This window comes from Paenarthrobacter sp. AMU7 (genome assembly GCF_041200195.1).
Lineage (GTDB): Bacteria > Actinomycetota > Actinomycetes > Actinomycetales > Micrococcaceae > Arthrobacter.
In genome coordinates this window covers 1,123,389-1,146,317 of sequence record NZ_CP165735.1, presented here as the reverse complement: position 1 = coordinate 1,146,317, position 22,929 = coordinate 1,123,389, and the positions used below count along the sequence as shown (strand labels likewise).

The window sequence follows — 22,929 nt, the reverse complement described above, 5'->3', positions numbered from 1 at the left end:
GATCAGCGGGCCTGCGCCGGTACGGCCGCCGGCTCGGGCCGGAGTTCCTCAGGCAGCGGCAGGAATTCCTCGCCGTAGCTCTGCAGCGCATCCGAACCAAACAGCGAAGCTGCATTCTCCTGCAGGGCCTCGTAGCTCCAGCCACCGTCGCGGTACTCGGTGGTGGCCGCCGTCGGGTGGGTCCAGACCTGGAGCCGGTCACCACCGGCACCGATTGCCTGGCCGGTAATCCCCGCGGCCGCGTCAGAGGCGAGGAAGGCAATCAGCCCGGCGACGTCGTCGGCCGTTCCGAAACCGAGGTCGTGGCGGAAGAACGCCGGCATGGCCTCGCCACGCTCGTCTGCTTCAACGGCCTTCTGGAAATACGGGACCGTCTTGGTCATCGCCGTCGCCGCCACCGGAATGACGGAGTTGACGGTCACGCCCGCCTTCTTCATCTCAAGCGCCCAGGTCCGGACCATGCCCACGATCCCGGCCTTGGCAGCGGCGTAGTTGGTCTGGCCGAAGTTACCGCGCTGGCCGGTCGGCGAACCGATGGTGATGATCCGCCCGGGAATGTTGTTTTCCTTGAAGTAGGCGAACGCCTCGCGGACGCAGGTGAAGGTTCCGCGCAGGTGGACGTTGATGACCAGATCGAAATCCTCATCCGTCATCTTCAACAGGCTCTTGTCCCGCAGGATCCCGGCGTTGGTGACCAGGATGTCCAGGCGGCCAAATGCTTCAACAGCACCCGCCACCAACGCCTTCGCAGCATCAGTGCTGCCCACCGGAACCACCACGGCGGCGGCCCGGCCACCGTCGGCCTCAATGTGCGCGACAGCCTCAGCAGCGGTTTCAGCATTCACGTCATTAATAACGACGGCGGCACCCTGGCGGGCGAGCTCCCTCGCATAAGCGAGTCCAAGACCCTGTCCACTTCCAGTAACGATTGCAACCTTGTCGTTCAAGCTCATGGCGTGCTCCTTCGCATGCAGTAACCGGCCGGAGCCGGTGAGGCCGATCCCACTGCGTCGTGAGATCCTTGTCATGATCAATGAGAATACGGATCATTGAAAAAGTCAACGATTGTTTTTCATTACTATTGGAGTTGTCATGGGCCCGCAAAGCACCGAAGTGGAAACCCCGCGCTTGGCCGCAGCAAAAATCGGCAGCGATGTGGGCCTGTTGCTGGCCAAACTGCATGCCACGGGTTCATTGCTGAACAACAAGGCCCTGGCAGATTACGGACTCAGGGAACGGTCCTTCTCAGTGCTGACTCTTGCGTGCAGCGGGCTGGAACCTACGCAGCGGGAGCTCGCCGATTTCCTCAGCCTGGACCCCAGCCAGGTGGTCAGCCTTGTGGACGACCTGGAACACCGCGGCCTGGTCAAGAGGGCTCAGGGCAAACAGGACCGCCGGGCGAAGATCATCGTCTCCACAGCCGAGGGCCGGCGGATCCACAACAAGGCGAGGGCTGCCCTTGAAGTGTGCGAAGAGACCCAGCTTGCGGGACTCAGCGAGGACGAGAATGCCCAATTGAGGACCCTGCTGAAAAAGGCTCTCTGGGGCTAGGTGCCTGCCCCGGCCCGGATGGACATTTGCACAGCCGTGCCGTGACGGCGTATGCACCTGTCCATACCGGCCCAGGGCCGCTTCTGTCAGGATCGGGAAGTATGAACCTCCCACTCTTCCACGATCCCCTGCAGGGAGCCGTCACTGTCGACGCGCCCTCGCGCGATCCGCAGCTTCACCGCCCAGCCCGCACGTCCCGACGGCCTGCACACCCGGCAACGCGCAGCAGCAAACCCGGTTCCAATCCAACGCCCAGCGCCCGGCAGCGCGAAGTAGCCAAGGTGGCCGAAGATCTCCAGGCCTTGATGGCCCGGAGCGGCAAGCTGTAACACCCGGGTTGGGGAGGTCCAGCGCGGGTACATTCACACCATGGGCATCCACATCGGCACCTCGGGCTGGAGCTACGACCACTGGGAAAATGTGCTCTATCCGCCGGGGCTTCCGGCATCAAAGCGCCTGGCCCAGTACATGGCCAGGTTCACCACAGTGGAACTCAACGCGAGCTTTTATCGCTGGCCCCGGGACACCTCGTTTGCGAGTTGGCGAAACCGCCTGCCTCCGGGCTTTGCCATGTCCGTCAAAGCGCCACGGGGACTCACGCACGCCAAGAAGCTGTACAGCCCGGAGGTGTGGGTGGAACGGATCATTCGCTGCTGGCACGAGCTCGGCGACAAACGGGCCGTCCTGTTGGTCCAGCTCCCACCCGGTTTTGCCCGCGACGACGCCCGGCTGGACTACTTCCTGGCCGCCCTGCCCCACTGGATCCGAGTTGCCGTCGAGTTCCGCCACGACAGCTGGGACCACCCCGACGTCTATTCACTGCTGGAGCGCCACGGGGCCGCATACTGCATCATGAGTGGCGCCAATCTGCCCTGCATCCTGCGCGCCACCGCGCCGTTTGTTTACGTTCGACTGCACGGCCCGGACCATGAGCACCTCTACGGCGGCTCATACTCCGATGACGATCTCCGCTGGTGGGCGGAACGGATTCGGGAGTGGGACGGTTCCGGCAAGGACGTGTACGTCTACTTCAACAACGACGGCGGTGGTAACGCCGTGCGAAACGCTGACACTTTGCGGTGGCTGCTGGGGGTCAACTGACCTCGCTACGCCAAGCGTCCGCGCACGATCTCGCTGACAGTCTTGCCGTCAAAACGTCCTGCAACCTTGGCGGTGACGGGCTTCATCACGGCTCCGATGGAACGCATGGAAAGCTCTTGGCCATCAGCCTTCAGTGCCTGGACGGCGTCGTCAACGATTGCTTCCACTTCTTCCCTGGTCAGGGCCTTTGGCAGGTAAGCCTCGATAATTTCAGCCTCCGCCACTTCGGCGGCTGCGCGCTCGGATTCGCCGGCCTCCGTGTAGATGCGGGCGGTGTCCCGGCGCTTGGCGGCTTCCTTTTGGAGCAGTGATGTCATCTGGGCGTCGTCCAACTCGACCGGCGTCTTCCCGGACTTCTCACGGGTAGTAATCTCACCCAGCACGTTGCGCACTGTGGTCAGCGCAACCTTGTTGCCCGCCTTCATGTGGTCAACCACGTCGGCTTTCAAGCGTTCTTTGAGGGTCATGATGTTGCTCCTTGCTTCGGGATTCCTTCTGCTATCTTCCCAGTTTGGCCGCTCAATAAGATCCCGCCCCACGGAGACAACCTCGTACCATGGGCGGTGTGATGCTACAGGCTTGCCTCAACGGGGCTCGGAACGTCTCGCTCCACCAACGGCTGGCGGCAGATCCCGCCATGATTGCCCAGGAAGCTGCGGCGGCCGTGGCTGCAGGCGCCCACAGCCTGCATGTCCATCCTAAGAATCCTCAGGGCGCGGACACCATGGAACCGCACTACGTCACCCAATGGCTGCGCGCAGTGCGTCATGCCTGTCCTGACGTACCTGTGGGCGTGACAACGGGTGCCTGGACTTCCCCCGACGCATCGTCGCGCGTGAAGATGGTGGAGTCATGGCGTGAGGCACCGGATTTCGCATCCGTAAATTGGCACGAGGACGGTGCCGAAGAAGTGGCCGGCGCCCTTCACGCCCGCGGTATTGGCATCGAGGCGGGAATCTGGCATGCGGACGCTGCCCGCCGATGGGCCTGCTCGCTATTCCGGGCTGAATGCCTGAGGGTGTTGATCGAGCTACAGGACATCCCGGCCGAGGCTGTGGAAGGCGAGGCCAAATGTCTCTTGGAACTCTTGCGGGAACCAGCGGTCCAGGTGCCGACCCTGCTCCAGGCGAGGAACGGTCCACCTGGGCTGCGCTGAAGCTGGCAGCCCGGTGGGGATTGGACACCAGAATCGGTCTCGAAGATACGCTCCTACTCCCCCATGGAGAGCGCGCTGAAGGCAATGCTGAGCTGATTGCTGCAGCCAAGAACTTGCTTGCCGCCTGAAGAGAAAGCGCGGCTGTTCAACCAGGGACCCCGCAAAACAGCTGCCGGTTCCTCGTCAGGACCCCTGGGAAACCTCCGGGCCCGGTGGATCCTGTTCCGTTGGTTCCTTCTCAATCGGCCCGCTGACTACTACCTGCGCAGGGCTGTGAAGGAGGTAGCCGTTGAGCCAGGAGAACAAGGCACGGATCTTTTGCTGGAGCCCGGACAGCAATGCGAGGTGGACGAGGAGCCAGGATAAGAAGGCGAAAATCCCCTGCAGCTGGATGCGTTTACGGCCAAGTTCCGCCACAGCAGCACCCCGCCCGACCATCGCCATGTAGCCCTTGTCGACGTACCGGAATGGGGTACGGGTCCCGCCATTGAGGTCCGCAAGGATGTTCTTGGCGGCCCACTTTCCTGCCTGTTGAGCCACGGACCCCAGTTGCGGAAGCTTCGCACCGGTGGAGTCCGTGATGTTGGCGCAATCCCCAATGACGTATACGCCCTTCGCGTCCGGAGCCGTCAGGTCAGTGTTGACGTCAATGCGCCCCCCTCTCCCCTGCGTCAGCCCGGACCCGGCAATGAGATCGCCCGCTTTCAGGCCTCCGGCCCACACCACGATCTGTCCCGGCACGGAGCTGCCGTCTGCCAGGATCACTCCGTCCGGCCGGACCTCGGTGACACCCACTCCCATATGAAGGTGAACGCCCACCTTCTTCAAATGATCCGTGGCATAGCTCTGGGATTTCTTGGAGAACATGTTCAGGACACTGGGAACCATGTCCACCAAATGCACCCGGCATCGTGCTGCGAGCTCCGGCGAGAAATACTTGCTCACCACATATTTGACGTTTTCCGCCATCGCTCCGGCGGTCTCCACGCCGGTGGGCCCGCCTCCCACCACCACTACGTCGACGGAACCGTCGGGGTTTCTGTCGGCTTGGTCCAGCAGCCGGGTAAGGCCAGTGCCAAGCCTGGTGGCGTCCGTGACGGAATACAGCGGGAACGCCAACTCCTCTGCGCCAGGGGTATTAAAAAAGTTCGGAACGGCGCCGACTGCAATAACGAGGATCTTCGCGCGCAGGGTCTGTCCGTCTTCCGTGGTGACGGACCGCTGTGCTGCATCCACGGACTCGACCTTCGCCGTGAGGACCTTAACTGACTTGAAGCGTCGGAACACGGACCGGAGTGGCCGCGCAATTGCCGAGACCCCGATCTGGGATGTAGCTACCTGATAAAGGAGTGGCTGGAATTGGTGGTAGTTGTTCGAGTCGATCAGCAAGACCTTGACGCCCTTGCGCCCGAGTTCCTTGGCTGTCGCTACGCCCGCGAATCCGGCACCCACAACGATGACTTGATATGAGTCCTCCATGCGAGCAACTTACTTCACTGAAGGTCCGGGCGACAGAGGTTCCCGGACGCCGTCGTGCGTTTATTCTCTGGACCCGTGGGTACGCACTGGGTAGTGTTCTGCATTCGGCAACACACGCGGAGGAGTGATCTTTGTGAACGAGGACGGACTGACGGACGCAGTCCAGGAGGCCGGTGCCGTGGAGTTGCTGCTGATCCGGCACGGTGAAAGCGAAGGAAACGTGGCCGCGACGGAGGCACGCTTGGCTGGAGCGGAGGTTATCCAGGTTCCTGCCAGGGATCCCGACGTGAACTTATCCGGCACGGGCCGGGAGCAGGCGAAAGCACTGGGAACGGCGCTCGCCCGGATGGCCGAAGAGCTCCGGCCCGATGCTGTGGTGTCCTCCCCCTATGCCCGTGCCAGACAGACAGCGGAAATCGCTGTGGAGACCGCCGGCTGGCCCGTCAAGGTACTCACCGATGAACGCCTCAGGGACCGGGAACTGGGTATTTTGGACCGGCTGACGCGCTTGGGCGTCGAGACGAGGTACCCCGACGAAGCCGAGCGGCGGCTTTGGCTCGGCAAGCTGTACTACCGCCCGCCCGGCGGGGAGTCGTGGGCTGACGTCGCACTCCGCCTGCGTTCGATACTGGATGAGCTCAACACCCTGGGAACAGGGCACCGGGTGATGCTGGTCTGCCACGATGCCGTCATCCTGCTGGTCCGTTACGTCCTGGAAGGGATGTCCGAGGACGAAATCCTGGACCTTGCCGCGACCACGTCGGTGCTGAATGCGTCGATCACCCGTTACGTACGTCCTACCGGCTCAGGCCTGTGGGAACTGGAGAGCTTCAATGTGGCTGACCATCTGGCGGAGCAGGGTGTTGCAGTGACAGAACATGCAGGAGACGCCAGTGTCCACCCGCAGTGAATCCAGTGCCGCCATCCTGGTGACGCCCTCGCTGCTGCGTGACTGGCCGTTGCCGGCACCGGGCGAGGACAAGTACTCGCGGGGAGCAGTGCTGGTGATCGGAGGGGCCCGGACTACGCCCGGCGCGGCGCTGCTGGCCGGCACTGCGGCGCTCCGTGCCGGGGCCGGGAAAATCACTCTGGCAGTCGCCGAGTCCGCTGCGGTGCAGATTGGCGTGGCCTTGCCTGAATGCGGATCTGTTGGCCTGCCCGAAAACCCCAACGGCTCAGTGACCGGAGAAGGCTTGGACCGCATCGCCGGCGACCTGGAGAAGGCGGACGCCCTCCTCATTGGGCCCGGCCTGGACGACCTCGACCTCGCTGAGGCACTGCTGCGGGCGTTACTGGAGCAGGAACAGTCCGACGACGGCGGCGGCACCGCGGGAGGTCCCGCCGTCGTTCTTGATGCTTTTGCCCTGGGAGTGCTGGGCAGGATCGAGGAGGAGCTCGAACCGTGGCGGGGAAGGCTGATACTGACGCCCAATCCGACGGAGACCGGGATATTGCTGGGCCGGGACGTGGAAGACCTCGAACGCGATGTTGCCGCTGTGGCAGACCGGTTTGATGCAGTGGTGAGCTGCCAGGGCATTATTGCCGGGCCGTCGGGCGCAGGTGGGAACTTATGGAAGATCACCACCGGGTACGGCGGACTGGGGACGTCCGGCAGCGGTGACGTTCTCGCTGGCGCCGTAGCCGGTTTGCGGGCGCGGGGAACCAGTGATGCGCAGGCCGCCTGTTGGGGAACCCACCTTCACGCAGCGGCGGCTGACCGTTTGGCCAGCAAGCTCGGCCCGTTGGGTTTCCTGGCACGCGAGCTGGCCGACGAACTGCCGGCCCTGATGCTGGAGCTGAACACCTGAGCTCCAGCCCTGCGGCAGCCGGCCGGCGGCTGCCGCAGGCACCTAGGCAGGCTTCAACAATTCATGCTCGACGACGGCGGAACGGGACAGGGTTTTATAGCCCTCCTGTTCGAACAGGACAGTGATGACGTCATCCTCGTGGCGCATCACCAAGCCCTGCCCCCATTCCTTATGCACCACCGTGGATTGCAAAGGAAACGTCTCCTCCGCGTCGGAGACGGGCGCCCGGTCCAGCCTGCCGTCGTCGTGCCCGTCAGCGCACGAGTCACAGTTGCCGCAAGGCTCCGGCAGGTCCTCACCGAAGTAGCCCAACAGGAACTGGCGGCGGCAACTGTCCGTCTCCGCGTAGGCGCGCATCATGGTGAGCCGCGACTGTTCCACTCGTTGCCGGGCCTCAGCACGTTCGACGGCGCGGCCCACCAGGGTGGACAGCCTGGCTTTCGATTCAAGCCGCGTTCCACGCTTGCCCGTGCTGACGGCATCCACTTCTTCCAACTGGTTCACCAGTGCGGTGATCCGCCGCGCGGGGAAGCCCGTGAGTTCCACCAATGCGGTCTTCGGGGCAGGAGCGCCGGCATTCTTGATGACTTTCAGCACCGCTGTGAGTGCATCGGGGTCCGGGGAATGGGTGCTGAAGAACTTACGCAGCCCCAGGTCCTCCGCCCGGTAATGCAGGATCGCCTCGGCGGGCGCGCCATCCCGGCCGGCCCGGCCAACCTCCTGGTAGTACGAGTCCAATGACGCCGGAATGTCGGCATGCACCACAAACCGCACATTGGGCTTGTCGATGCCCATGCCGAACGCCGTTGTGGCCACTACTACATCCACTTGATCATCCATGAACGACTCGTGGATGGTCTCACGGTCAGTATCCGATCTGCCCGCGTGATACGCCTCCGCACGGAGCCCGGCATCTGTCAGTTTGGCTGCATACTTTTCGCTGTCCTTGCGGGTGGCAACGTACAGCAATCCCATCCCTTTCGCCGCGGCCAGGGAGGCAACGTGGTCCAGCACGGCTTCCCGCTTGGCTTTGTCTTCCTGGTGCCGGACCACTGTGAGGCTGATGTTTGGCCGGTCGAAGCCGCGGATCAGGACCAAGGGGGCCTTCATTCCCAGCCGTTCCACTATTTCGTCGCGCACCGGCGGGGAGGCGGTGGCAGTCAGCGCCACCACAGGTGGGTTGCCCAACTGTTCGCGGACGGTGCCCAAGTCGAGGTAATCGGGGCGGAAGTCATGGCCCCAGGAGGACACACAATGGGCCTCGTCCACCACGAACATGGTGATGTCCAGCGCGGCGATCCGTTCTACGGTCGCCTGCTTGGCCAGTTGCTCCGGAGCGAGAAACAAGAAGGTGGCCTTGCCGGATTCGGCCGCCTGCCAGGCGGCCTCCACTTCGGAATCGCTGCGGGAAGAGTTGATGGCGACGGCGGCATGGTGGCCCAGGTCCTCCGTGAGCCCGTCAAGCTGGTCTTCCTGCAGGGCAATGAGAGGCGACACCACGACGGCGGGCCGTCCCGTCTGCTGGTAAAGGTACTGTGCCGCCACCTGATAGGTTGCGGATTTGCCGTACCCGGTGGGCATGACAGCCAAGACATCACGGCCCTCAGCAAGGGCGCTCATACCCGCGAGTTGGCCATCACGCAGTTCAGGAAGGGAAAAAGAGGACGCCGCGAGGGCGCTCAGGGCAAGGTCAACAGACATTTCGTAGGGTGGCTCCGCATAGAGGTTCCTGCGGCCACTTGCATCAGCCGAGGTGTCCAGCCTAGCGGAGGCGGGGACCCGACGTCGTCCGCTGCTTGACCCGCTGTGGATAACGCCCTGTTGCCTTCGCCCCTATCGGCGGACCCGGTAGACCAGGTGGGTCACCCGGGTGCCCGGCACAATTACGGGCTCATTAAACAGGAGGTCGCCATCCAGTGCTCCAAACCACGGGATACCGCTTCCGAGCAGCACCGGCACCAGGTCCACACGGAGCTCATCCACCACGCCGCGCCTTAGGCACTGCTGCACGACGTCTGCCCCGGCAACTCCGATTTCTCCGCCGGCGGCGTGAACGGCGGCCCGCTCCAGCGCCGTTTCCAGGTCCCCGGCAAACTCGAAGGGCACGGGCTGGCCGTCCCGTCTGGTGGGCGGCCAATCCACTGGGGGTTCGCGGTGCGTCAACACTACGGTGGGCGATTCATTGGGCGGATGGCCTCCCCACCCCTTGGTGATGTCGAACAGCCTTCGGCCTGAGATGAACGCCCCCTCACGCGGAAGTGAGTTCCAGTACGCAGCATCGGCTTCACTCAGGTGGAACGGAACGGGATGTCCCGGCATCCAGGTCTCAACGTCCCCGGCCTCGTACCAATCGAACAAGGGCCCCACGGTGTCATCCACGCGGGCGATGAAGCCGTCCAGGGACATCGAAAACTGGGCCGAGACCCGGCAATTCCTATACATGACATCAGTGTCGTGGGTGCCTGCGGGTTGTCAAGGCTGAGACCACCCACCGGACCGGAAGAACGACGGCGACGCTGCCGCCCGCTTTAGTGTCGCCGTCGTTCTTTCCAACCTTGGAGCGCAGCCTTAGATGGGGGTCCCGAACTCGCGGATGGTGATTCCGGTGAAGTTTGCCGGACCGCCGTCAGCATAAAGGGAGATCCCCGTGTCCCCGACCGCGAAATGCACCTGCTGCGAAATCACCGAGTGCCCGGAATTCACAAAAACCTCAACACTTTGGGTGTCGACAAAGATACGCAGGTGGACGGATCTGGCATTGGCGTCAATTGGCGCCGCGGCGCGGGTGTACGGTGCCAGCGCATAGCCGCTTTGGTCCGATGGTGCGCGATCGACGTACAGTTCGTCGCCGTATTTGCCGATGTTCGTATGACGGCTGCCATTCGACGAGCGGCCCACCGACACTCCAACGTTCGCGGCGGTGTCCCAAGAGATATCGAGCTCCAGCTCATACGCGCGCCCGCTCCACGGCAGTATGAAACTGCCGTTGACCGTGCGGTCCGGCAGTGTGGTGCTGGACGTGGCATAGTTCGAAAGCGCCGGAACGGGCGTGCTGAGCAAGGTGTACCAGCCACCCGGTTGGCGCTCAAGCCTGAGCTCGCGCGTGATGGAATTTTGTCCGTTGTAACCATCGGATGCGTCTGTGGGTACGTCGCGGGCTGCGTATTTCCAATTGTTCATCCATGCGGTGGCAAGTCGCTTCGTCTCAGGTGCTTCCACGGCCGGCCAGGTTACGGCGGCGTACCAGTCCCATCCCCAGTCAAGCCACTGCGGTGTGAGGTTGTCCGCGATGAACGCTGTGCCGTTCCATGAACCTGTCCAGTAGGCAAAAGTCATCGGCAATCCAATGCTGTAGGCGTCCATGCTCGCGCCGAACACCCAATGCCGGGTGCCGTCTCCGGCGGTCATCTCGAACAGATCCGGGCATTCGATGCCACCAAGGGCGTGGTTGGGGAAGTCGAAGTTGGACTTCCATTGCCAATCACGCAGGTTGGGAGAGGTGTAGAAGGCAGCGTAGCGGGCCCTGCCGATGACACAGACCCATTCGTTGCGCGTCGCGTCCCAATGGATCTTGGGGTCGCGGAACCATTCTGCGTTCTCCACCTCGGCGGGGGTGGTGGCCGTCCGTCCATCAGTGTTCACAATGACCGCGTCAGGCAATGCGGTAAAGGTGAAGCCGCCATCCGTAGACCAGTAAAGGTACTGTTCCTGGAATTTGCGGATGCCGTCCGTGGGCTGGGTGGCGAGCGCGACAACTGCGCCGGCACCGAAGCCGGCGGTGTTGGCGGTGTCCACTACGGCCGATCCCGACCAGACGGGGAAGTCCGGCTGCAGTGGCATCACCACTCCATGGTGGGTGTACGACACTCCGTCGGAGGTGGTCGCATGGTCCCATCCGCCCGGTCCGTTGTTCTGGCCTGAGTGAAGGTAGTAGAGCTGGTAGGCGCCGTTGGTATGAACGGGACGTTGCGGATCACACAGCCAGCCCGTGGGCGGCGTCATGTGGTAAATCGCCCGGAGGGACGTCTGGGCGTGGGCTGCCACGGGGACGGCGCTGCTCATGAACAGTGCCAGGGCACCAACTCCTGCACCTTGCAGGGCAGTGCGGCGAGAGATGTCATACGTCATTGATGTGTTTCCTCTCAGTGCTTGGCGGGCGCGACGGCCTGCCAAACGTCATGGTGATGAACGTGCGCGGCCGTCGGGAAAGTCCCGGGCAGCCTGGTACTGCGCGTGAGATGGAGAGCTGGATTGGTACTCATGGCCGGGTTCGGACGGCTCAGCATCGAGCGGCCCGGTGAGTCATCGGCTACGCAGGACATTAGTGGCGGCCGCTTCGACGGTCAAGCGTTTTAGCACCACAATTTTGGTGGAAAACAAAAATTGCTAAAACGCTTGATCGACCGGAGTTTTCACGCTAGCTTACGAGTGATCAAACGCTTTAGCAGAATGGACATCAGCGCAGATGAAACGCCCAGTCTTCTTCCAACCCGCCGACGGATGGGTTGGGGACCTTATCCCCTACGAGAAGGACGGGGAGTTCTGGCTCTTCTACCTTCACGAAGACCGCTCAGACCCAAAACCCGGAACATCATGGAACCTCGTCACCACCAAGGACCTCACCCAGTTTGAGAACCATGGCGTCTCCCTGCACCATGGCAGCGAAAGCGACATGGACTTCAACGCCTACACCGGCAGCGTCGTGGCGGACGGGTCCGGCGTCCACCACCTCTTCTACACCGGACAAAACCCCCGGAACCTCGGGGCCGACGGCGCGCCCCTCCAGTTGGTCATGCACGCCACCAGTACCGATGGCATGCGGACCTGGCAAAAACATCCGGAACTGACTTTCGGCGCTCCGGACGGCTATGAGTCCGGAGACTGGCGCGATCCCTTCGTGTTGTGGGATGACGACAAGAAGCAGTGGAGGATGCTGCTGGCAGCCCGGCACTCCACCGGTCCGGAACGCCGCCGCGGCGTCATAGCCCAGTGTGTGTCCACTGACCTGATGGCCTGGCAGTACACCGATCCGTTCTGGGACCCGCGCCGGTACATCACCCACGAATGCCCGGATGTGTTCGTTTGGGGTGACTGGTGGTACATGGTGTACTCCGAGTTCTCGGAATCGTTCACCACCCGCTACCGCATGGCCAAGAGCCCCGACGGCCCGTGGACTGTGCCGCACCTGGACAGCATCGACGGCCGCGCCTTTTACGCCTCAAAGTCCGCAGAACGCGACGGTCGCCGGTTCTTCTTTGGCTGGATCGCCACCAAGGAAGGCAACACCGATCATGGGCCATGGCAGTGGGCCGGCACCATGTCCGTGCTGGAAGCCCGCCAAAACCCGGACGGAACCTTGGCATTCTCCTTCGCGGACGAGCTGGTAGAGAGCTTCTGGGATGACGTCCCGGTGTCCTTGGCCAGTGCGTTGCCTGCCCGGGTCGATGTGCCGGACGGGTACACGGCTTTGCTGTCCGATGAGGAGTTGCCGCAGCAATTTTACGCAAAGGTGGTCCTGGACATAGCTCCGAACACCACCGAGTGCGGGTTGCTGCTCCGCTCAAGCGCCGACGGCGACCGTTCCTACGTCCTCCGTCTGGAACCCAAGCGTGGCCGGCTCGTCTTCGACCGCTGGCCGCGCGCCATCACCGGAGATGCCCAGTGGCATGTCTCCGGTGACGTGCCGTTCGACGTCGAACTTGAGCGGCCCTGTGACCTCACCCCCGGCGTGCACACGCTTGAGGTCATCGTCGACGGCGACATTTGCGTGGCCGTCGTCGACCGTCAAGTGGCGCTCAGCGCCAGGATGTACGACCTCACAACCGGCAGGATCGGCGTCTTTGCCGGCGAAGGAACCGTCACCGTCACCGAACTTGAGATACGACAGCGCATCGACAACTGAATATCCCACCCCAACCTCTGTTCCAATCAAGGGAGATTGCCGCAATGAAGAAACTACTCCGTGCTGCTGCCGTCGCAGCCGTCACCGCGTTGGCCTTGACAGCCTGTGGCGGCGGAGGAGCTGCTACAGACCCCTCCAACGTCAGCCCCACCGGGGAGATCAAGCCCCGCGAAATCTCGTGGCTCCTCTCCAGGCCTGCCGATGGCGCCGTCATCAACATCATGAAGAAGCTCGCCGACGACTACGCCAAGGACCACCCGGGGTTTGCACTGAACCTCATCACCACCCCGGACCGGCCCTCCTACATCCAGAAGCTCGAAACCCTGGCTGCGGCCAACAAGCTCCCCGAACTGTTTGACACGGACGCCACCCCATTCGCGCAGCAGCTGGCCAAGCAGGGCAAAATGGTGGAGGCCGACAAACTGCTGAAGTCGCTGGACCTCTACGACGACTACCGGCCCGGAGCCTTGGACTACCAGCGCTTCGATGACGGATCCCTCTACATGATCCCGTTCCAGTTCGAGCTGGAATTCATCTGGTACAACAAGGCCCTGCTCCAAAAAGCGGGCGTGGCTGTCCCTCAGTCCTTGGACGACATCCCAGCGATGTGCACGGCTTTGCGCAACGCAGGAATCACGCCGATCGCCATCGACGGGCAGGACCAGTGGCCGCTGGAACGCTATGTCGCCTACCAGCCGTTCCGGGCTGCCGGGCCCGACTTCGTCCAGAAACTCAAGAAGGGCGAAGCTGCGTTCAGCGATCCCGCGGGTCAGAAGACTGTTCAATGGATGGCCGAACTCGGCAAGGCCAAGTGCTTCCAGGAAGGATTCTCTGCGCAGGGCTACTCCGATGCCCAGAACCAGTTCACCTCCGGCCAAGCCGCGATGTACAACATCGGCACGTGGGAACTGCCCAGCCTCGCCACGGACAAACTCAACCCTGACGTCCGGGATGACGTCGACTTCTTCACCCTTCCCACGACACCGGGTTCCGTGACAGCGGCCAACGAGTTCGTTTCACCGTCCGGCATCGGCATGGCCGTGAACTCGAAGACGTACGATCCCCTGGTCAGCGATTTCCTGAAGTTCGCCCTGGAGAAGTACCCGGCTGAATACGCTGCCACCGGGGCGCTCTCCCCCACCACCACCGTGGAAACCACCATCCCCGCGAACGCTACGCCGCTGTACAAAAAGGCCCTCGAAACGGCCAACGCCCTCGGGGAAAAGCAGGCCATGCCGTGGGACACCCAACTGGACCCCACCACCAACGGCCGTCTGCAGCAAGAGCTGGTCCTCCTGGTCCAGGGCAACATCACGCCCGAACAATTCACCAAGACCATGGACGACGCCATCAAGCAGAACGCGCCCAAGTTCTTCAAGTAAACCGAAACGGCGGGGGCCGGTAAGGCCCCCGCCCGAAAGGCCCACCATGCTTCCCAACAGGTCAAGGACCTCAGTCCTGGTTTTCCTGCTCCCACCACTGCTGCTCTACTGCGCAGCAGTCCTCTTCCCCATCCTTCAGTCCCTGTTCCTAAGCTTCTTCTCCTGGAATGGCATCAGTGACATGGAGTTCGTCGGGCTGGCCAACTACGTCCGAATGCTCACGGCTGACGACATCTTCTGGCGTTCCTTCTTCAACGCCCTGGTCTACCTGGCCATCTGCCTGGTCCTGCAGCTGGGCGGTGCCCTGGTTGTCGCCAGCCTGCTCACGTCCCTGCGCAGGGGGCGTGAACTGATCAAGACCCTGTACTTGCTGCCCGCCGTGATCTCCACGGTCGCCATTGCGTTCCTTTTTGTCCGTATCTACTCCATTGACCCTGTCGGCCTGCTGAACCAGCTGCTGCACTGGATAGGACTGGGTTCCTTGGAGCGTGCCTGGTTGTCCGACGTCACCACAGTGCTGGCCGCGGTCTCCGCCCCTGAAGGGTGGCGGTTCACCGGGCTGTACATGCTCATCATTTACGCGGCCTTGATCGCCGTACCCAAGGAACTCGAAGAAGCCGCGGTCCTGGACGGCGCATCGAAGTGGACGCTCTTCACCAAGATCCGCTTCCCTTACATCCGGCCCGTGTGGATTACCACCACCATCATGGCCACGACCTACGGCCTGCGCGGTTTTGATATCCCGTACCTCATGACCAACGGCGGCCCGGGACAATCCTCCGAGCTCCTCACCACCTACATGTACAAGACAGCCTTCACCAGCACGGATTTTGGCTACGCAAGTACCATCGCCGTCTTCATCGTGATCGAGTGCCTTGTCGCCGTCGGCCTCATCTTGTTCATGCTCAAGCGGAAGGCAGATTCATGATCACCCAGACAGCCCCGGCTCAGCCGACCCGCGCCAGGGTTCCTTCCCCCGTCCCCCAGCGCCGGCGTCGGAAGCCCAGCTTGTACCGGACACTCTCGAGGGTCCTGATCCTGCTCATCGTGATCGTCCAGGTGTACCCGCTCGCCTGGCTGTTCGTGACCAGCCTGCGGACCGAAAACGACTTTGCCAGCGGTGATCCGTTCGGGCTTCCCAGCTCGTTGACGTGGGAAAACTATGCCCGCGCCTTTGAAACCGGCGACCTGGGACGGAACATCCTGAACAGTTTCATCGTCACCATGGGCGCCAACATTCTGATTGTCCTGTTCGGCATGATGGCCGCTTACGCCATCCAGGTCCTTGGCTTCCGCCTCAGCAAGTTCGTCCGGGGCTTGTTCCTCATCGGCATCATTGTTCCCGTCCAAATCGCGCTGGTCCCGCTGTTCATCGACTACTCCGCCGTGAACCTGCTGGACACTTACCAGTCGATGATCATCCCACTGGCCGGCTTCGCCCTGCCGATGTCCATCTACCTTTTCTCGTCCTTCTTCGAGTACATTCCGCGCGAAACCTACGAGGCAGCATCCCTGGACGGGGCCGGACCGTACCGGATCTTCGGGCTGATCACGCTGCCGCTCTCCCTCAACACCGTGGTCACCGTGGTGCTGGTCAACAGCATCTTCATCTGGAACGACTTCATCTTCGCCAACACCTTTGTTCTCTCCGAGGACCTCAAGACCATCCCCCTGGGCTTGCAGAACTACATCGGCGCCATGGGCAAGGTGGACTGGACGGCCACCTTCGCCGCCGTCTGCGTGACCATCACACCGCTGCTGCTGGTCTTCCTGGTCCTCAACAAGGCCATGATCCAAGGCCTTGAGAGCGGAGCGAACAAGGGATGACCGCTAAGGCCGACGGTTATACTCCTGATGGAGGACAGATGATTTCGCAGGAGAGAGAGTCAGGCAACGCGGCCGCCCCCGCCGTTCCTGCCAGAACAGGCCGCGCCCATCCGGTGACCCTCCGCGAAGTGGCTGAACTGGCCGGAGTGTCCACTGCCACGGTCTCGCTGGTGATCAACAAGAAGAAGAACGCGCGGATCGCCGACGAAACCCGCCAACGCGTCACCGAAGCGATCACCCAATTGGGATACCGTCCCAACGCCATGGCCAAAACGTTGGTGAGTGGCACGTCCAAGTTCATCGGACTGGTTGCCGACGGCGTAGCCACCACACCATTCGCTGGCCAAATCATTCACGGCGCTCAAGACGAAGCCTGGAAACATGGTTATGCCCTGCTGATCGCGAATACCGAAGGCAACCAGGAGCTCGAAAAAGACGCGATCGCCATGATGCTGGAATACAAAGTACGCGGCATCCTGTACTCCACCTGGTTCCACCGCCCCACGGACATCCCCGAAACCCTGCGGGAATCGGACTTCGTCCTGGTCAACTGTTTTTCACCAGAAGCCGGAGCAGCCCGCGCCGTGGTCCCCGACGAGACCCTAGGCGGACAATCGGCAACCGAGATCCTGCTCCGCGGTGGCCACCGTCGCATCGCGTTCATCAACGCCACCACCCCTGCACCGGCCAGGGATGGCCGGCTCCAGGGATACAAAGACGCGCTCGATGCCGCCGGAATTCCCTTTGATCCGGCGTTGGTGCTGGAGGCCTACCCTGATCAGGAAGGCGGCTACGGGGCCACGGAAAGCCTGCTCACGCTTGGGGTGAGTGCCGTGTACTGCTACAACGACCGTATGGCCATGGGACTTTACGATGGGCTGCGGGAAAACGGGCTGTCCATCCCGGAGGACATTGCCGTGGTGGGTTTCGACAACCAGGAAGTCATCGCTGCCCACCTGCGCCCGCCGCTCTCCACAGTGTCACTGCCTCATTACGAGCTGGGCGCAGCCGGCGTACGCATGCTCCTGGGCCTGGATGCTGCTCCCCTTGAATCCGCTGTGAAGATCGCCTGTCCGCCGGTTGAGCGGGCGTCCGTAGCAGTGCATTCACCGGCTTAGCAATCCTGTACAAAGAACTGCTCATTGCCCACAGGCGCTCATGGGAATAGCGTTGAGGGTGGAAGCCCAGTGGTCCCCCATCACTGGGCTTCCCTTGTGAACCTGTCAGCTCTTGGGAAGGACATCGCTTTGATCGGCTCTCTGGAAACGGGTGGTTCCACCGACGAGCTGACCGGGATCGTCGGTGTCGCCGCTCAAGTAATCGAGGCCCTCGGCGAATGGGGTGTGGGCCTGCTGACCCTTCTGGAGACGGTATTCCCGCCGATTCCCAGCGAGGTCATCCTCCCCCTGGCAGGTTTCCTCACCCAGCAGGGCAGCATCAACCTGCTCCTGGTGTTCCTTACCAGCACTCTCGGCGCCTATGTGGGAGCGCTGCTGTTGTACTGGTTGGGGTACAAAGTAGGGCTTAAGCGCTCCATCCACTTGCTGTCGAAACTTCCACTGGTTGATCGGGAAGATTTCGAGAAAGCCGCCGATTGGTTCGAACGCCACGGTAAGTCCGCGATCTTCTTCGGCAGGCTTTTGCCCGGGGTGCGCAGTCTCATCTCCCTCCCGGCGGGCGCCGAACGCATGAACCTTATGACCTTCAGCATCTTCACCATCGCCGGCACCGGAGTATGGAACGCGCTGCTCATCGGCTTGGGCGCGTTGCTCGGCAAGCAATACCACTTGGTTGACCAGTACTCACGATTCCTCAACTATGCCGTGTACGCAGGGCTTGCCGCCTTCATTGCGTGGCTCGTTGTCCGGAGGGTAAAACGGGGAAAGGAAAGCGCCAAGTAGGCGCTTTCAGTCAGTCACCCGACCCCGTAGGCGTGCAAATCAGCTCACGATCGGCGTGGTTGGACGGGAGCCGTGGGGAAGCGTTTGAGCGGCGGATGGATGTGCCGGTCCGTGGCGGTGAACAGCGCGGCCGGGGCACCGCCGGTTGAACCGCGGGTCTTCCGGCCGGTGTCAGTCAACTGAGGCATCATCTTGCGGGTGAAGTTACCAGCGGCCAGCGTTGTTTCCCACACGGCGTCATAGACGGTGCGAAGCTGAGTCAGCGTGAACTCCTCCGGCAGAAGTCGGGCAGCGACGGTGGTGTATTCCATTTTCCCTGCCAGCCGCGCCAAGCCGTCGCCCAGGATAACGGCGTGATCAAAGGCCAGCCCGTCGCTTCTGAGAATGTCATGGACGGCATACCAGCCAGCAGAGGCAGCATCGGACCCGGCGGCGATCATTGGCAGCGAGGTCCCGCTGGAAGCCAAGAGCGCCAGATGGGCCACCGAGACAACGCGCATCCGGGGATCCCGATCCGGACTCGTGTAGGTAGCCAACTGCTCGATATGGACCGGCAGTCTTCCGAGGTCCAGACCTGTCTCTTCAGCGAGCTCACGCTCTGCTGCTTTTCCGGCTGATTCCTCCGCGCCGACAAAGCCTCCTGGTAGGGCAAGCACATCCTTGAAAGGGTGCTCTCCCCGCCGGACCAAAGCGACTTTCAGCACCCCTCGGGCGACGGCAAAGACCACCAGGTCCACCGTCAGGGCTACGGAGGGATAGTCCCGGGGGTTGTAGCTTTCCAGAAATTTCCCGGCGGAATCCGTTTCGGGTGTCATGCCCCTACTCCTTCCAGAACGGTCCTGGTCGCCCAGGGCGGAGAAGTAAGGCTGCTCCGTTGGGCAAGGATCAGGTCAATAATCTCGACGGCGGTTTTCATGCGCCGTTCGTGGTCGCCCGTGACCAATATCCAGGAGTGCCCTTCCTCAGTTAGGGTCTCTTTAAACCACTCAGTCATTTCTGCACGCCGGTGTTCGCCTTCACGCCACCCATCGTCTTCGAACTCCACACCCTCGTGATCGGTGACCAGGTACACATCACGCCGAGGCAGAACGTCGGCAGCGTGGTACGAACCGAAACTTCCTTCCCCCAGGTAGAACCGCTCCCAGAGCGTGGTCGCCAGTGCGTCCGTGTCTGCAATCACCAAGGGACAGGCGTCAGCTGCCGCATTTTCCATATCGGTCTGTCGCGCGCCAATCAGGCCGAAGTCCTGCGCTGTCCACACCATGTTCTGAAGTTCCGCGTCCGGGGTCCGGGCGCGCAGTTCGTCGAACTTCGTGTAGGTGTATTCGCGGCCAAATTCTGGGACTTCCGTGAGCCGGGGGAAGCGCGGCCGGTAATGCTCGGTCAGCGCCTTGGCCAGTGTGGTGGTGCCCGTGGACTCGGCGCCAACCACAATGATGCGCGTTGCCATCTCCTGGCGGGCGGGTGTGATGATGCAGGACCAGGCCGCCCCAAGGTCATCACGGCATACAGTGCCACTGATCGGGTAGGTGGTCCGGGCCAGGTCCACCAGGACGTGTTCAGCGTCAAAGGCCTCGGCCAATTGGATGCCGTATTCTTCCGAGCTGAACACGGCATCAATGGAGGTTACGCCGTGGGACTTCAGCGCCAGACGCATCAGCTCGGTCTGGGCCTTCCAGATTTCGTCCGAGTAATAATCCTCAGGGCAGTCGTTGCGCATACCGATGACCTCCACGCCGCCGACGCCATCAAACTCTTCGGCAAGCCACGTGGCACGGTCTTCAACGCCGATGGACTCAAAGCGGGTGCCCAGTACCAGGACAGCGACCTTTTCGGCCTGCGCTGCGGCAGTGGTGATCAGGTGGGCGTGGCCTACGTGCGGCGGGTAGAACTTACCGATGACCAGGGCCTGCTTGTACATGTCATGCTCCTGTCTTGAGAGCTTCGGGGATAACCGGTGTTTCAGTGCTGCGGGCACGTTTCCAGTCGATAAGTCCGTAGGTGCAGAGGGCCAGGAACCCGACGTAAAGGATGGCTGTCAGTGCCAGACCGCGGCTGAAGTAGAGCGGGATGGAGACCACATCGATGAGAATCCATACATACCAGTGTTGGAAGATTTTCTTGGCCTGCCCGTATGTTGCTACAAGTGAGGCGGTCAGTACGAAAGCGTCCGGCCAAGGAACCTGGGAGTCGGTTCCGTGCGTGAGGACCAGCGCCACAGCAGCAGTGCCGGCCAAGGTGGCACCGACGCCAAGGAGGATCTCCTTGACAGCGGCGTCGCGGATCCGCAAGTCGTTCTTGTTGTCGGTGTCGGCACTGCCCCGCACCCAGTTGTACCAGCCATAAACGGCAACAGCCGCGAAGATCACTTGCAGAACGGTCTCCCCGTAAAGGCCGGCTCCGAGAAACAACACGATGAACGCAAGATTGTTCAGGATACCGACAGGCCAGTTCCAAAGCTTTTGCCGGGCTACGCCATAAACACATGCAGCACCGGTGACGAAGCCGATGACTTCGATCCAACTCACGGGACTGCCGAAGAGGTTGGGAATTGCTGCGGAATTCATCCAATCGAGCAGTGTCGTCATCGTCGTTCTTCCATCCGTTATTATCAACCTGACAAGAATGACTGTAGCAGAGTTATCGTCAGTCTGACAACAACTCTTCCAGGCGGTCCGGGAGGACAGTCCGGGACCCGGGTTTGGGCCATGGGTGAGTCTTGAGGTTTTCCTGAGGAAGTGTTGCGGGTTTGCAGGATTTGTTCTTGATCCAGCCCCGGCACAGTAGTTCTTGTCAGCCAGAGAGGCTGGAAGAAACGGCCGGCCGGACCCGCGGTGGCCTCCCGAAAGGACCATACTCAGATGGCCATCAGCCTCAAGACCACCTCCGGCAAAATCCTCGCCTCCGTCGCACTGGTCGGCACCGCAGCCGCCGTCGCCGGCATGGGAACCTACGGTGCGTTCACCTCGTCGACCTCCGCGTCGCAGGCTGTCACCGTAGGCACGGTCACCATCGCCCTGGGCGCCCCCGGCCCGGCCAACACCCTCAACGTCCCCATCGCAGGACTGCTCCCCGGAGACAAGGTCGAAAAGCTCGTCACCCTGGCCAACACCGGCAACTCGGACCTGAACAACGTCACCCTCACCACCTCCGCCGGGGCCACCGGGTCCCTGCTCACCACGGACGCCACCAACGGCCTGCAGCTGACCATCGAAAACTGCTCCGTGGCCTGGACCGGCACCGCAGCCCCCTACAACTGCACCGGAACCAAGAGCACCGTCCTGGCCTCCGCCCCGGTCATCACCGCCAACAAGGCCCTCACCAACCTCACCTCCGTGACCTCGGCCAAGACCGACAACCTCAAAGTCACCACCGCATTCCCCACCACCGCGAACAACGACTTCCAAGGCGCCACCTCCACCATCGCCTTCTCCTTCACCGGCACCCAACGCACCGAAACCACCAAGTAGCACCCCCGCTGACCCTCAACGGTCAGTCCGATAGACCCCAGGGGCCGGCCGGTATGCCCTTCCGGCCGGTTCCTGGCCATTTCCTGATCAAGTCTTGAGGCCTACCCGCACGCTCTCTTGAGCGAGGGAGGACAGACTGAAAGCACGTCGAACACCACGAAAGGAACGCCAGGCATGAGCGCACTGAGCACCATCACCACTCCCGCAGTTCGTGGCCGGCGTTCTGCCGCAGCAGAGAACGGGACCCGACCCGCCGCCGTCGTTCCTTCCGTCATTGAGACCGCCGCTGTGAAGCAGCCCGCAGCGGCCACCTCCATTGCAAGCACTACCGGCACCTTCCGCCGGATTGCCGGCAAAGTGGTGAGGGGTATCGGCGTGGGCATGCTGGTCCTCGCTGCGTTGGTGTTCCTGTTCCTCGCGATCGGCCCGCGCGTCCTGGGTTACCAGACCTCCACCATGCTCACCGGATCCATGGCCCCGCTGATCAACCCGGGCGACGTCGTCGTCACCGTCCCCACCCCCATCACCGACGTCAAGGTCGGCGACATCATCACCTACCACATCCCGGTCGAAGACCAGCGGGTGGAAACCCACCGGATCACCGAGATCAGCACCACCGCCGACGGCGGCGTGGCAGTCCAGACCAAAGGCGACGCCAACAACGGTATCGACCCCTGGATAGCCACCCTGCAGGGCCAAACCGTGGACAAGCAGGTCACCACCATCCCCTACGTAGGCAACGCCATCCGCGCCCTTCGCGAACCCATCGTCATGAACATCCTGATGTACGGCGCACCCGCCGTACTGGTCATCGGAATGCTCGCCTCCATCTGGACCAAAGAGCCCGCCAAGACCACACCCGGGGAAACGGCCGGAGGCCGCGATGAAGCCATCGGGTAATCCAGGCGGTGAACTGGACCTGGGCAGGCTCCAATCACTCGCCGAGGAACTGGGAAGCCCTGAACCGGCACTGCGTTTCCTCGCCAAATACCTCGCGATGCTTCCGCAGCGCGTCGAACGCATAGTCCACGCTGTGGACGAGCATGACGCAACGGAGACCACCACCGCTGTTCTTAGCCTCAAGATCAGCTCTTCCATGGTGGGAGCCAGGGAAACGGAGCACCAATGCCGGGCCATCGAATCAATGATCCGGGAAAACCACTTCGACGACGCCGCCCATGCGCTGCCGGCGCTGAGGCAGACGGCAGACCGCTGTCTCGCTTCACGGTCCGACCTCATCAGGGCCGCGCATACATCGCTGAGCCGGCACCGGGGTTTTTTTCGGTCTTGAGCGGACCTTGAGTGTTCACCGAGGTGTTTCCTGAGGCCCGTTCGGCACACTGGAAACACAT

25 protein-coding genes are annotated in these 22,929 nt (G+C 62.3%); 16 read left to right on the top strand and 9 right to left on the bottom strand.

Features of this window, described 5'->3' with window-relative positions; genetic code table 11:
- Positions 1-2 precede the first annotated feature (2 nt).
- Positions 3-953: an SDR family NAD(P)-dependent oxidoreductase gene (locus ABQM86_RS05395; protein WP_369746102.1), complete on the bottom strand. Its 951-nt coding sequence runs from the start codon at positions 951-953 to the stop codon at positions 3-5.
- Between the two features lie 139 nt (positions 954-1,092).
- Between ABQM86_RS05395 and ABQM86_RS05390 the strand changes: the two genes are divergently transcribed.
- The 3 genes from ABQM86_RS05390 (at position 1,093) to ABQM86_RS05380 (ending at position 2,652) form a co-directional block, all read left to right on the top strand.
- The gene (locus tag ABQM86_RS05390; protein WP_207596470.1) at positions 1,093-1,551 is read left to right on the top strand and encodes a MarR family winged helix-turn-helix transcriptional regulator; all 459 of its coding nucleotides are present in this window, start codon (positions 1,093-1,095) and stop codon (positions 1,549-1,551) included.
- Positions 1,552-1,652: 101 nt separating this feature from the next.
- The gene (locus ABQM86_RS05385; protein ID WP_207596468.1) at positions 1,653-1,880 is read left to right on the top strand and encodes a hypothetical protein; all 228 of its coding nucleotides are present in this window, start codon (positions 1,653-1,655) and stop codon (positions 1,878-1,880) included.
- Positions 1,881-1,920: 40 nt separating this feature from the next.
- Positions 1,921-2,652 (top strand): DUF72 domain-containing protein, encoded by a 732-nt coding sequence (locus ABQM86_RS05380; RefSeq protein ID WP_207596466.1) that lies wholly within the window; start codon positions 1,921-1,923, stop codon positions 2,650-2,652.
- A 5-nt stretch (positions 2,653-2,657) separates the two neighbouring features.
- On the opposite strand, the gene ABQM86_RS05375 is transcribed toward ABQM86_RS05380, so the two are convergent.
- The gene (locus tag ABQM86_RS05375; protein ID WP_369746101.1) at positions 2,658-3,119 is read right to left on the bottom strand and encodes a GatB/YqeY domain-containing protein; all 462 of its coding nucleotides are present in this window, start codon (positions 3,117-3,119) and stop codon (positions 2,658-2,660) included.
- An 89-nt stretch (positions 3,120-3,208) separates the two neighbouring features.
- Between ABQM86_RS05375 and ABQM86_RS05370 the strand changes: the two genes are divergently transcribed.
- Positions 3,209-3,808 (top strand): 3-keto-5-aminohexanoate cleavage protein, encoded by a 600-nt coding sequence (locus ABQM86_RS05370; protein WP_369746100.1) that lies wholly within the window; start codon positions 3,209-3,211, stop codon positions 3,806-3,808.
- Positions 3,724-3,936 carry a 3-keto-5-aminohexanoate cleavage protein gene (locus ABQM86_RS05365; RefSeq protein WP_369746099.1) on the top strand — a complete coding sequence of 71 codons (213 nt, stop codon included), beginning with the start codon at positions 3,724-3,726 and terminating at the stop codon, positions 3,934-3,936. The genes ABQM86_RS05370 and ABQM86_RS05365 overlap by 85 nt, the downstream gene beginning before the upstream one ends.
- Before the next feature lie 55 nt (positions 3,937-3,991).
- Here the strand turns inward: ABQM86_RS05365 and ABQM86_RS05360 are convergent, their stop codons facing one another.
- Positions 3,992-5,287, bottom strand: coding sequence for an NAD(P)/FAD-dependent oxidoreductase (locus ABQM86_RS05360; protein ID WP_369746098.1), 1,296 nt, complete (start codon positions 5,285-5,287; stop codon positions 3,992-3,994).
- 124 nt (positions 5,288-5,411) lie between these two features.
- Between ABQM86_RS05360 and ABQM86_RS05355 the strand changes: the two genes are divergently transcribed.
- The gene (locus ABQM86_RS05355; protein WP_369746097.1) at positions 5,412-6,197 is read left to right on the top strand and encodes a histidine phosphatase family protein; all 786 of its coding nucleotides are present in this window, start codon (positions 5,412-5,414) and stop codon (positions 6,195-6,197) included.
- The gene (locus ABQM86_RS05350) at positions 6,181-7,095 is read left to right on the top strand and encodes an NAD(P)H-hydrate dehydratase (RefSeq protein WP_369746096.1); all 915 of its coding nucleotides are present in this window, start codon (positions 6,181-6,183) and stop codon (positions 7,093-7,095) included. Before ABQM86_RS05355 ends, ABQM86_RS05350 begins: the two co-directional genes overlap by 17 nt.
- Before the next feature lie 42 nt (positions 7,096-7,137).
- Here the strand turns inward: ABQM86_RS05350 and ABQM86_RS05345 are convergent, their stop codons facing one another.
- The 3 genes from ABQM86_RS05345 to ABQM86_RS05335 all read right to left on the bottom strand — a co-directional run bounded on the left by ABQM86_RS05345 (position 7,138) and on the right by ABQM86_RS05335 (position 11,223).
- Positions 7,138-8,796 (bottom strand): ATP-dependent DNA helicase RecQ, encoded by a 1,659-nt coding sequence (locus tag ABQM86_RS05345; RefSeq protein ID WP_369746095.1) that lies wholly within the window; start codon positions 8,794-8,796, stop codon positions 7,138-7,140.
- A gap of 132 nt (positions 8,797-8,928) precedes the next feature.
- Positions 8,929-9,537, bottom strand: coding sequence for a dihydrofolate reductase family protein (locus tag ABQM86_RS05340; RefSeq protein ID WP_369746094.1), 609 nt, complete (start codon positions 9,535-9,537; stop codon positions 8,929-8,931).
- A 126-nt stretch (positions 9,538-9,663) separates the two neighbouring features.
- Positions 9,664-11,223 (bottom strand): glycoside hydrolase family 32 protein, encoded by a 1,560-nt coding sequence (locus tag ABQM86_RS05335; protein WP_280626995.1) that lies wholly within the window; start codon positions 11,221-11,223, stop codon positions 9,664-9,666.
- 337 nt (positions 11,224-11,560) lie between these two features.
- Here ABQM86_RS05335 and ABQM86_RS05330 point away from each other — a divergent pair, with 337 nt between their 5' ends.
- The 6 genes from ABQM86_RS05330 (at position 11,561) to ABQM86_RS05305 (ending at position 18,107) form a co-directional block, all read left to right on the top strand.
- On the top strand, positions 11,561-12,997 hold the full coding sequence (locus ABQM86_RS05330; RefSeq protein ID WP_369746093.1) for a GH32 C-terminal domain-containing protein: 1,437 nt from the start codon (positions 11,561-11,563) through the stop codon (positions 12,995-12,997).
- A gap of 44 nt (positions 12,998-13,041) precedes the next feature.
- The gene (locus tag ABQM86_RS05325; protein WP_369746092.1) at positions 13,042-14,379 is read left to right on the top strand and encodes an ABC transporter substrate-binding protein; all 1,338 of its coding nucleotides are present in this window, start codon (positions 13,042-13,044) and stop codon (positions 14,377-14,379) included.
- Positions 14,380-14,425: 46 nt separating this feature from the next.
- Complete coding sequence (locus tag ABQM86_RS05320; protein WP_207596442.1) at positions 14,426-15,307, top strand: carbohydrate ABC transporter permease; 882 nt, start codon at positions 14,426-14,428, stop codon at positions 15,305-15,307.
- Positions 15,304-16,206: a carbohydrate ABC transporter permease gene (locus ABQM86_RS05315; RefSeq protein WP_207596440.1), complete on the top strand. Its 903-nt coding sequence runs from the start codon at positions 15,304-15,306 to the stop codon at positions 16,204-16,206. The genes ABQM86_RS05320 and ABQM86_RS05315 overlap by 4 nt, the downstream gene beginning before the upstream one ends.
- 38 nt (positions 16,207-16,244) lie before the next feature.
- Positions 16,245-17,324 carry a LacI family DNA-binding transcriptional regulator gene (locus ABQM86_RS05310; protein ID WP_369746091.1) on the top strand — a complete coding sequence of 360 codons (1,080 nt, stop codon included), beginning with the start codon at positions 16,245-16,247 and terminating at the stop codon, positions 17,322-17,324.
- 102 nt (positions 17,325-17,426) lie between these two features.
- Positions 17,427-18,107, top strand: coding sequence for a DedA family protein (locus ABQM86_RS05305; RefSeq protein ID WP_242703615.1), 681 nt, complete (start codon positions 17,427-17,429; stop codon positions 18,105-18,107).
- Between the two features lie 44 nt (positions 18,108-18,151).
- Here the strand turns inward: ABQM86_RS05305 and ABQM86_RS05300 are convergent, their stop codons facing one another.
- Genes ABQM86_RS05300 through pnuC form a run of 3 tightly spaced genes read right to left on the bottom strand, consistent with a single transcriptional unit; the run spans position 18,152 to position 20,695 of the window.
- Entirely contained in the window at positions 18,152-18,922 is a 771-nt protein-coding gene (locus ABQM86_RS05300; RefSeq protein ID WP_369746090.1) for an NUDIX domain-containing protein, read from the bottom strand.
- Entirely contained in the window at positions 18,919-20,028 is a 1,110-nt protein-coding gene (locus ABQM86_RS05295; RefSeq protein WP_369746089.1) for an AAA family ATPase, read from the bottom strand. The genes ABQM86_RS05300 and ABQM86_RS05295 overlap by 4 nt, the downstream gene beginning before the upstream one ends.
- 1 nt (position 20,029) lies before the next feature.
- Positions 20,030-20,695, bottom strand: coding sequence for a nicotinamide riboside transporter PnuC (gene pnuC, locus ABQM86_RS05290; RefSeq protein WP_369746088.1), 666 nt, complete (start codon positions 20,693-20,695; stop codon positions 20,030-20,032).
- A 273-nt stretch (positions 20,696-20,968) separates the two neighbouring features.
- Here pnuC and ABQM86_RS05285 point away from each other — a divergent pair, with 273 nt between their 5' ends.
- The 3 genes from ABQM86_RS05285 (at position 20,969) to ABQM86_RS05275 (ending at position 22,868) form a co-directional block, all read left to right on the top strand.
- A complete protein-coding gene (locus ABQM86_RS05285; protein WP_369746087.1) occupies positions 20,969-21,577 on the top strand; it encodes a TasA family protein in 609 nt (202 codons plus the stop codon).
- A gap of 174 nt (positions 21,578-21,751) precedes the next feature.
- Positions 21,752-22,477, top strand: a complete 726-nt coding sequence (locus ABQM86_RS05280; RefSeq protein WP_369746086.1) for a signal peptidase I — start codon at positions 21,752-21,754, stop codon at positions 22,475-22,477.
- Positions 22,461-22,868, top strand: a complete 408-nt coding sequence (locus ABQM86_RS05275; protein ID WP_207596431.1) for an Hpt domain-containing protein — start codon at positions 22,461-22,463, stop codon at positions 22,866-22,868. The genes ABQM86_RS05280 and ABQM86_RS05275 overlap by 17 nt, the downstream gene beginning before the upstream one ends.
- Positions 22,869-22,929 lie beyond the last annotated feature (61 nt).

Bases quoted from the DNA above. Each gene is read 5' to 3' on its own strand.
- ABQM86_RS05395 (WP_369746102.1), bottom strand. From the start codon at position 953: ATGAGCTTGAACGACAAGGTTGCAATCGTTACTGGAAGTGGACAGGGT.
- ABQM86_RS05390 (WP_207596470.1), top strand. From the start codon at position 1,093: ATGGGCCCGCAAAGCACCGAAGTGGAAACCCCGCGCTTGGCCGCAGCA.
- ABQM86_RS05385 (WP_207596468.1), top strand. From the start codon at position 1,653: ATGAACCTCCCACTCTTCCACGATCCCCTGCAGGGAGCCGTCACTGTC.
- ABQM86_RS05380 (WP_207596466.1), top strand. From the start codon at position 1,921: ATGGGCATCCACATCGGCACCTCGGGCTGGAGCTACGACCACTGGGAA.
- ABQM86_RS05375 (WP_369746101.1), bottom strand. From the start codon at position 3,119: ATGACCCTCAAAGAACGCTTGAAAGCCGACGTGGTTGACCACATGAAG.
- ABQM86_RS05370 (WP_369746100.1), top strand. From the start codon at position 3,209: ATGGGCGGTGTGATGCTACAGGCTTGCCTCAACGGGGCTCGGAACGTC.
- ABQM86_RS05365 (WP_369746099.1), top strand. From the start codon at position 3,724: ATGTCTCTTGGAACTCTTGCGGGAACCAGCGGTCCAGGTGCCGACCCT.
- ABQM86_RS05360 (WP_369746098.1), bottom strand. From the start codon at position 5,287: ATGGAGGACTCATATCAAGTCATCGTTGTGGGTGCCGGATTCGCGGGC.
- ABQM86_RS05345 (WP_369746095.1), bottom strand. From the start codon at position 8,796: ATGTCTGTTGACCTTGCCCTGAGCGCCCTCGCGGCGTCCTCTTTTTCC.
- ABQM86_RS05340 (WP_369746094.1), bottom strand. From the start codon at position 9,537: ATGTATAGGAATTGCCGGGTCTCGGCCCAGTTTTCGATGTCCCTGGAC.
- ABQM86_RS05335 (WP_280626995.1), bottom strand. From the start codon at position 11,223: ATGACGTATGACATCTCTCGCCGCACTGCCCTGCAAGGTGCAGGAGTT.
- ABQM86_RS05330 (WP_369746093.1), top strand. From the start codon at position 11,561: ATGAAACGCCCAGTCTTCTTCCAACCCGCCGACGGATGGGTTGGGGAC.
- ABQM86_RS05325 (WP_369746092.1), top strand. From the start codon at position 13,042: ATGAAGAAACTACTCCGTGCTGCTGCCGTCGCAGCCGTCACCGCGTTG.
- ABQM86_RS05320 (WP_207596442.1), top strand. From the start codon at position 14,426: ATGCTTCCCAACAGGTCAAGGACCTCAGTCCTGGTTTTCCTGCTCCCA.
- ABQM86_RS05315 (WP_207596440.1), top strand. From the start codon at position 15,304: ATGATCACCCAGACAGCCCCGGCTCAGCCGACCCGCGCCAGGGTTCCT.
- ABQM86_RS05310 (WP_369746091.1), top strand. From the start codon at position 16,245: ATGATTTCGCAGGAGAGAGAGTCAGGCAACGCGGCCGCCCCCGCCGTT.
- ABQM86_RS05300 (WP_369746090.1), bottom strand. From the start codon at position 18,922: ATGACACCCGAAACGGATTCCGCCGGGAAATTTCTGGAAAGCTACAAC.
- ABQM86_RS05295 (WP_369746089.1), bottom strand. From the start codon at position 20,028: ATGTACAAGCAGGCCCTGGTCATCGGTAAGTTCTACCCGCCGCACGTA.
- pnuC (WP_369746088.1), bottom strand. From the start codon at position 20,695: ATGACGACACTGCTCGATTGGATGAATTCCGCAGCAATTCCCAACCTC.
- ABQM86_RS05285 (WP_369746087.1), top strand. From the start codon at position 20,969: ATGGCCATCAGCCTCAAGACCACCTCCGGCAAAATCCTCGCCTCCGTC.
- ABQM86_RS05280 (WP_369746086.1), top strand. From the start codon at position 21,752: ATGAGCGCACTGAGCACCATCACCACTCCCGCAGTTCGTGGCCGGCGT.
- ABQM86_RS05275 (WP_207596431.1), top strand. From the start codon at position 22,461: ATGAAGCCATCGGGTAATCCAGGCGGTGAACTGGACCTGGGCAGGCTC.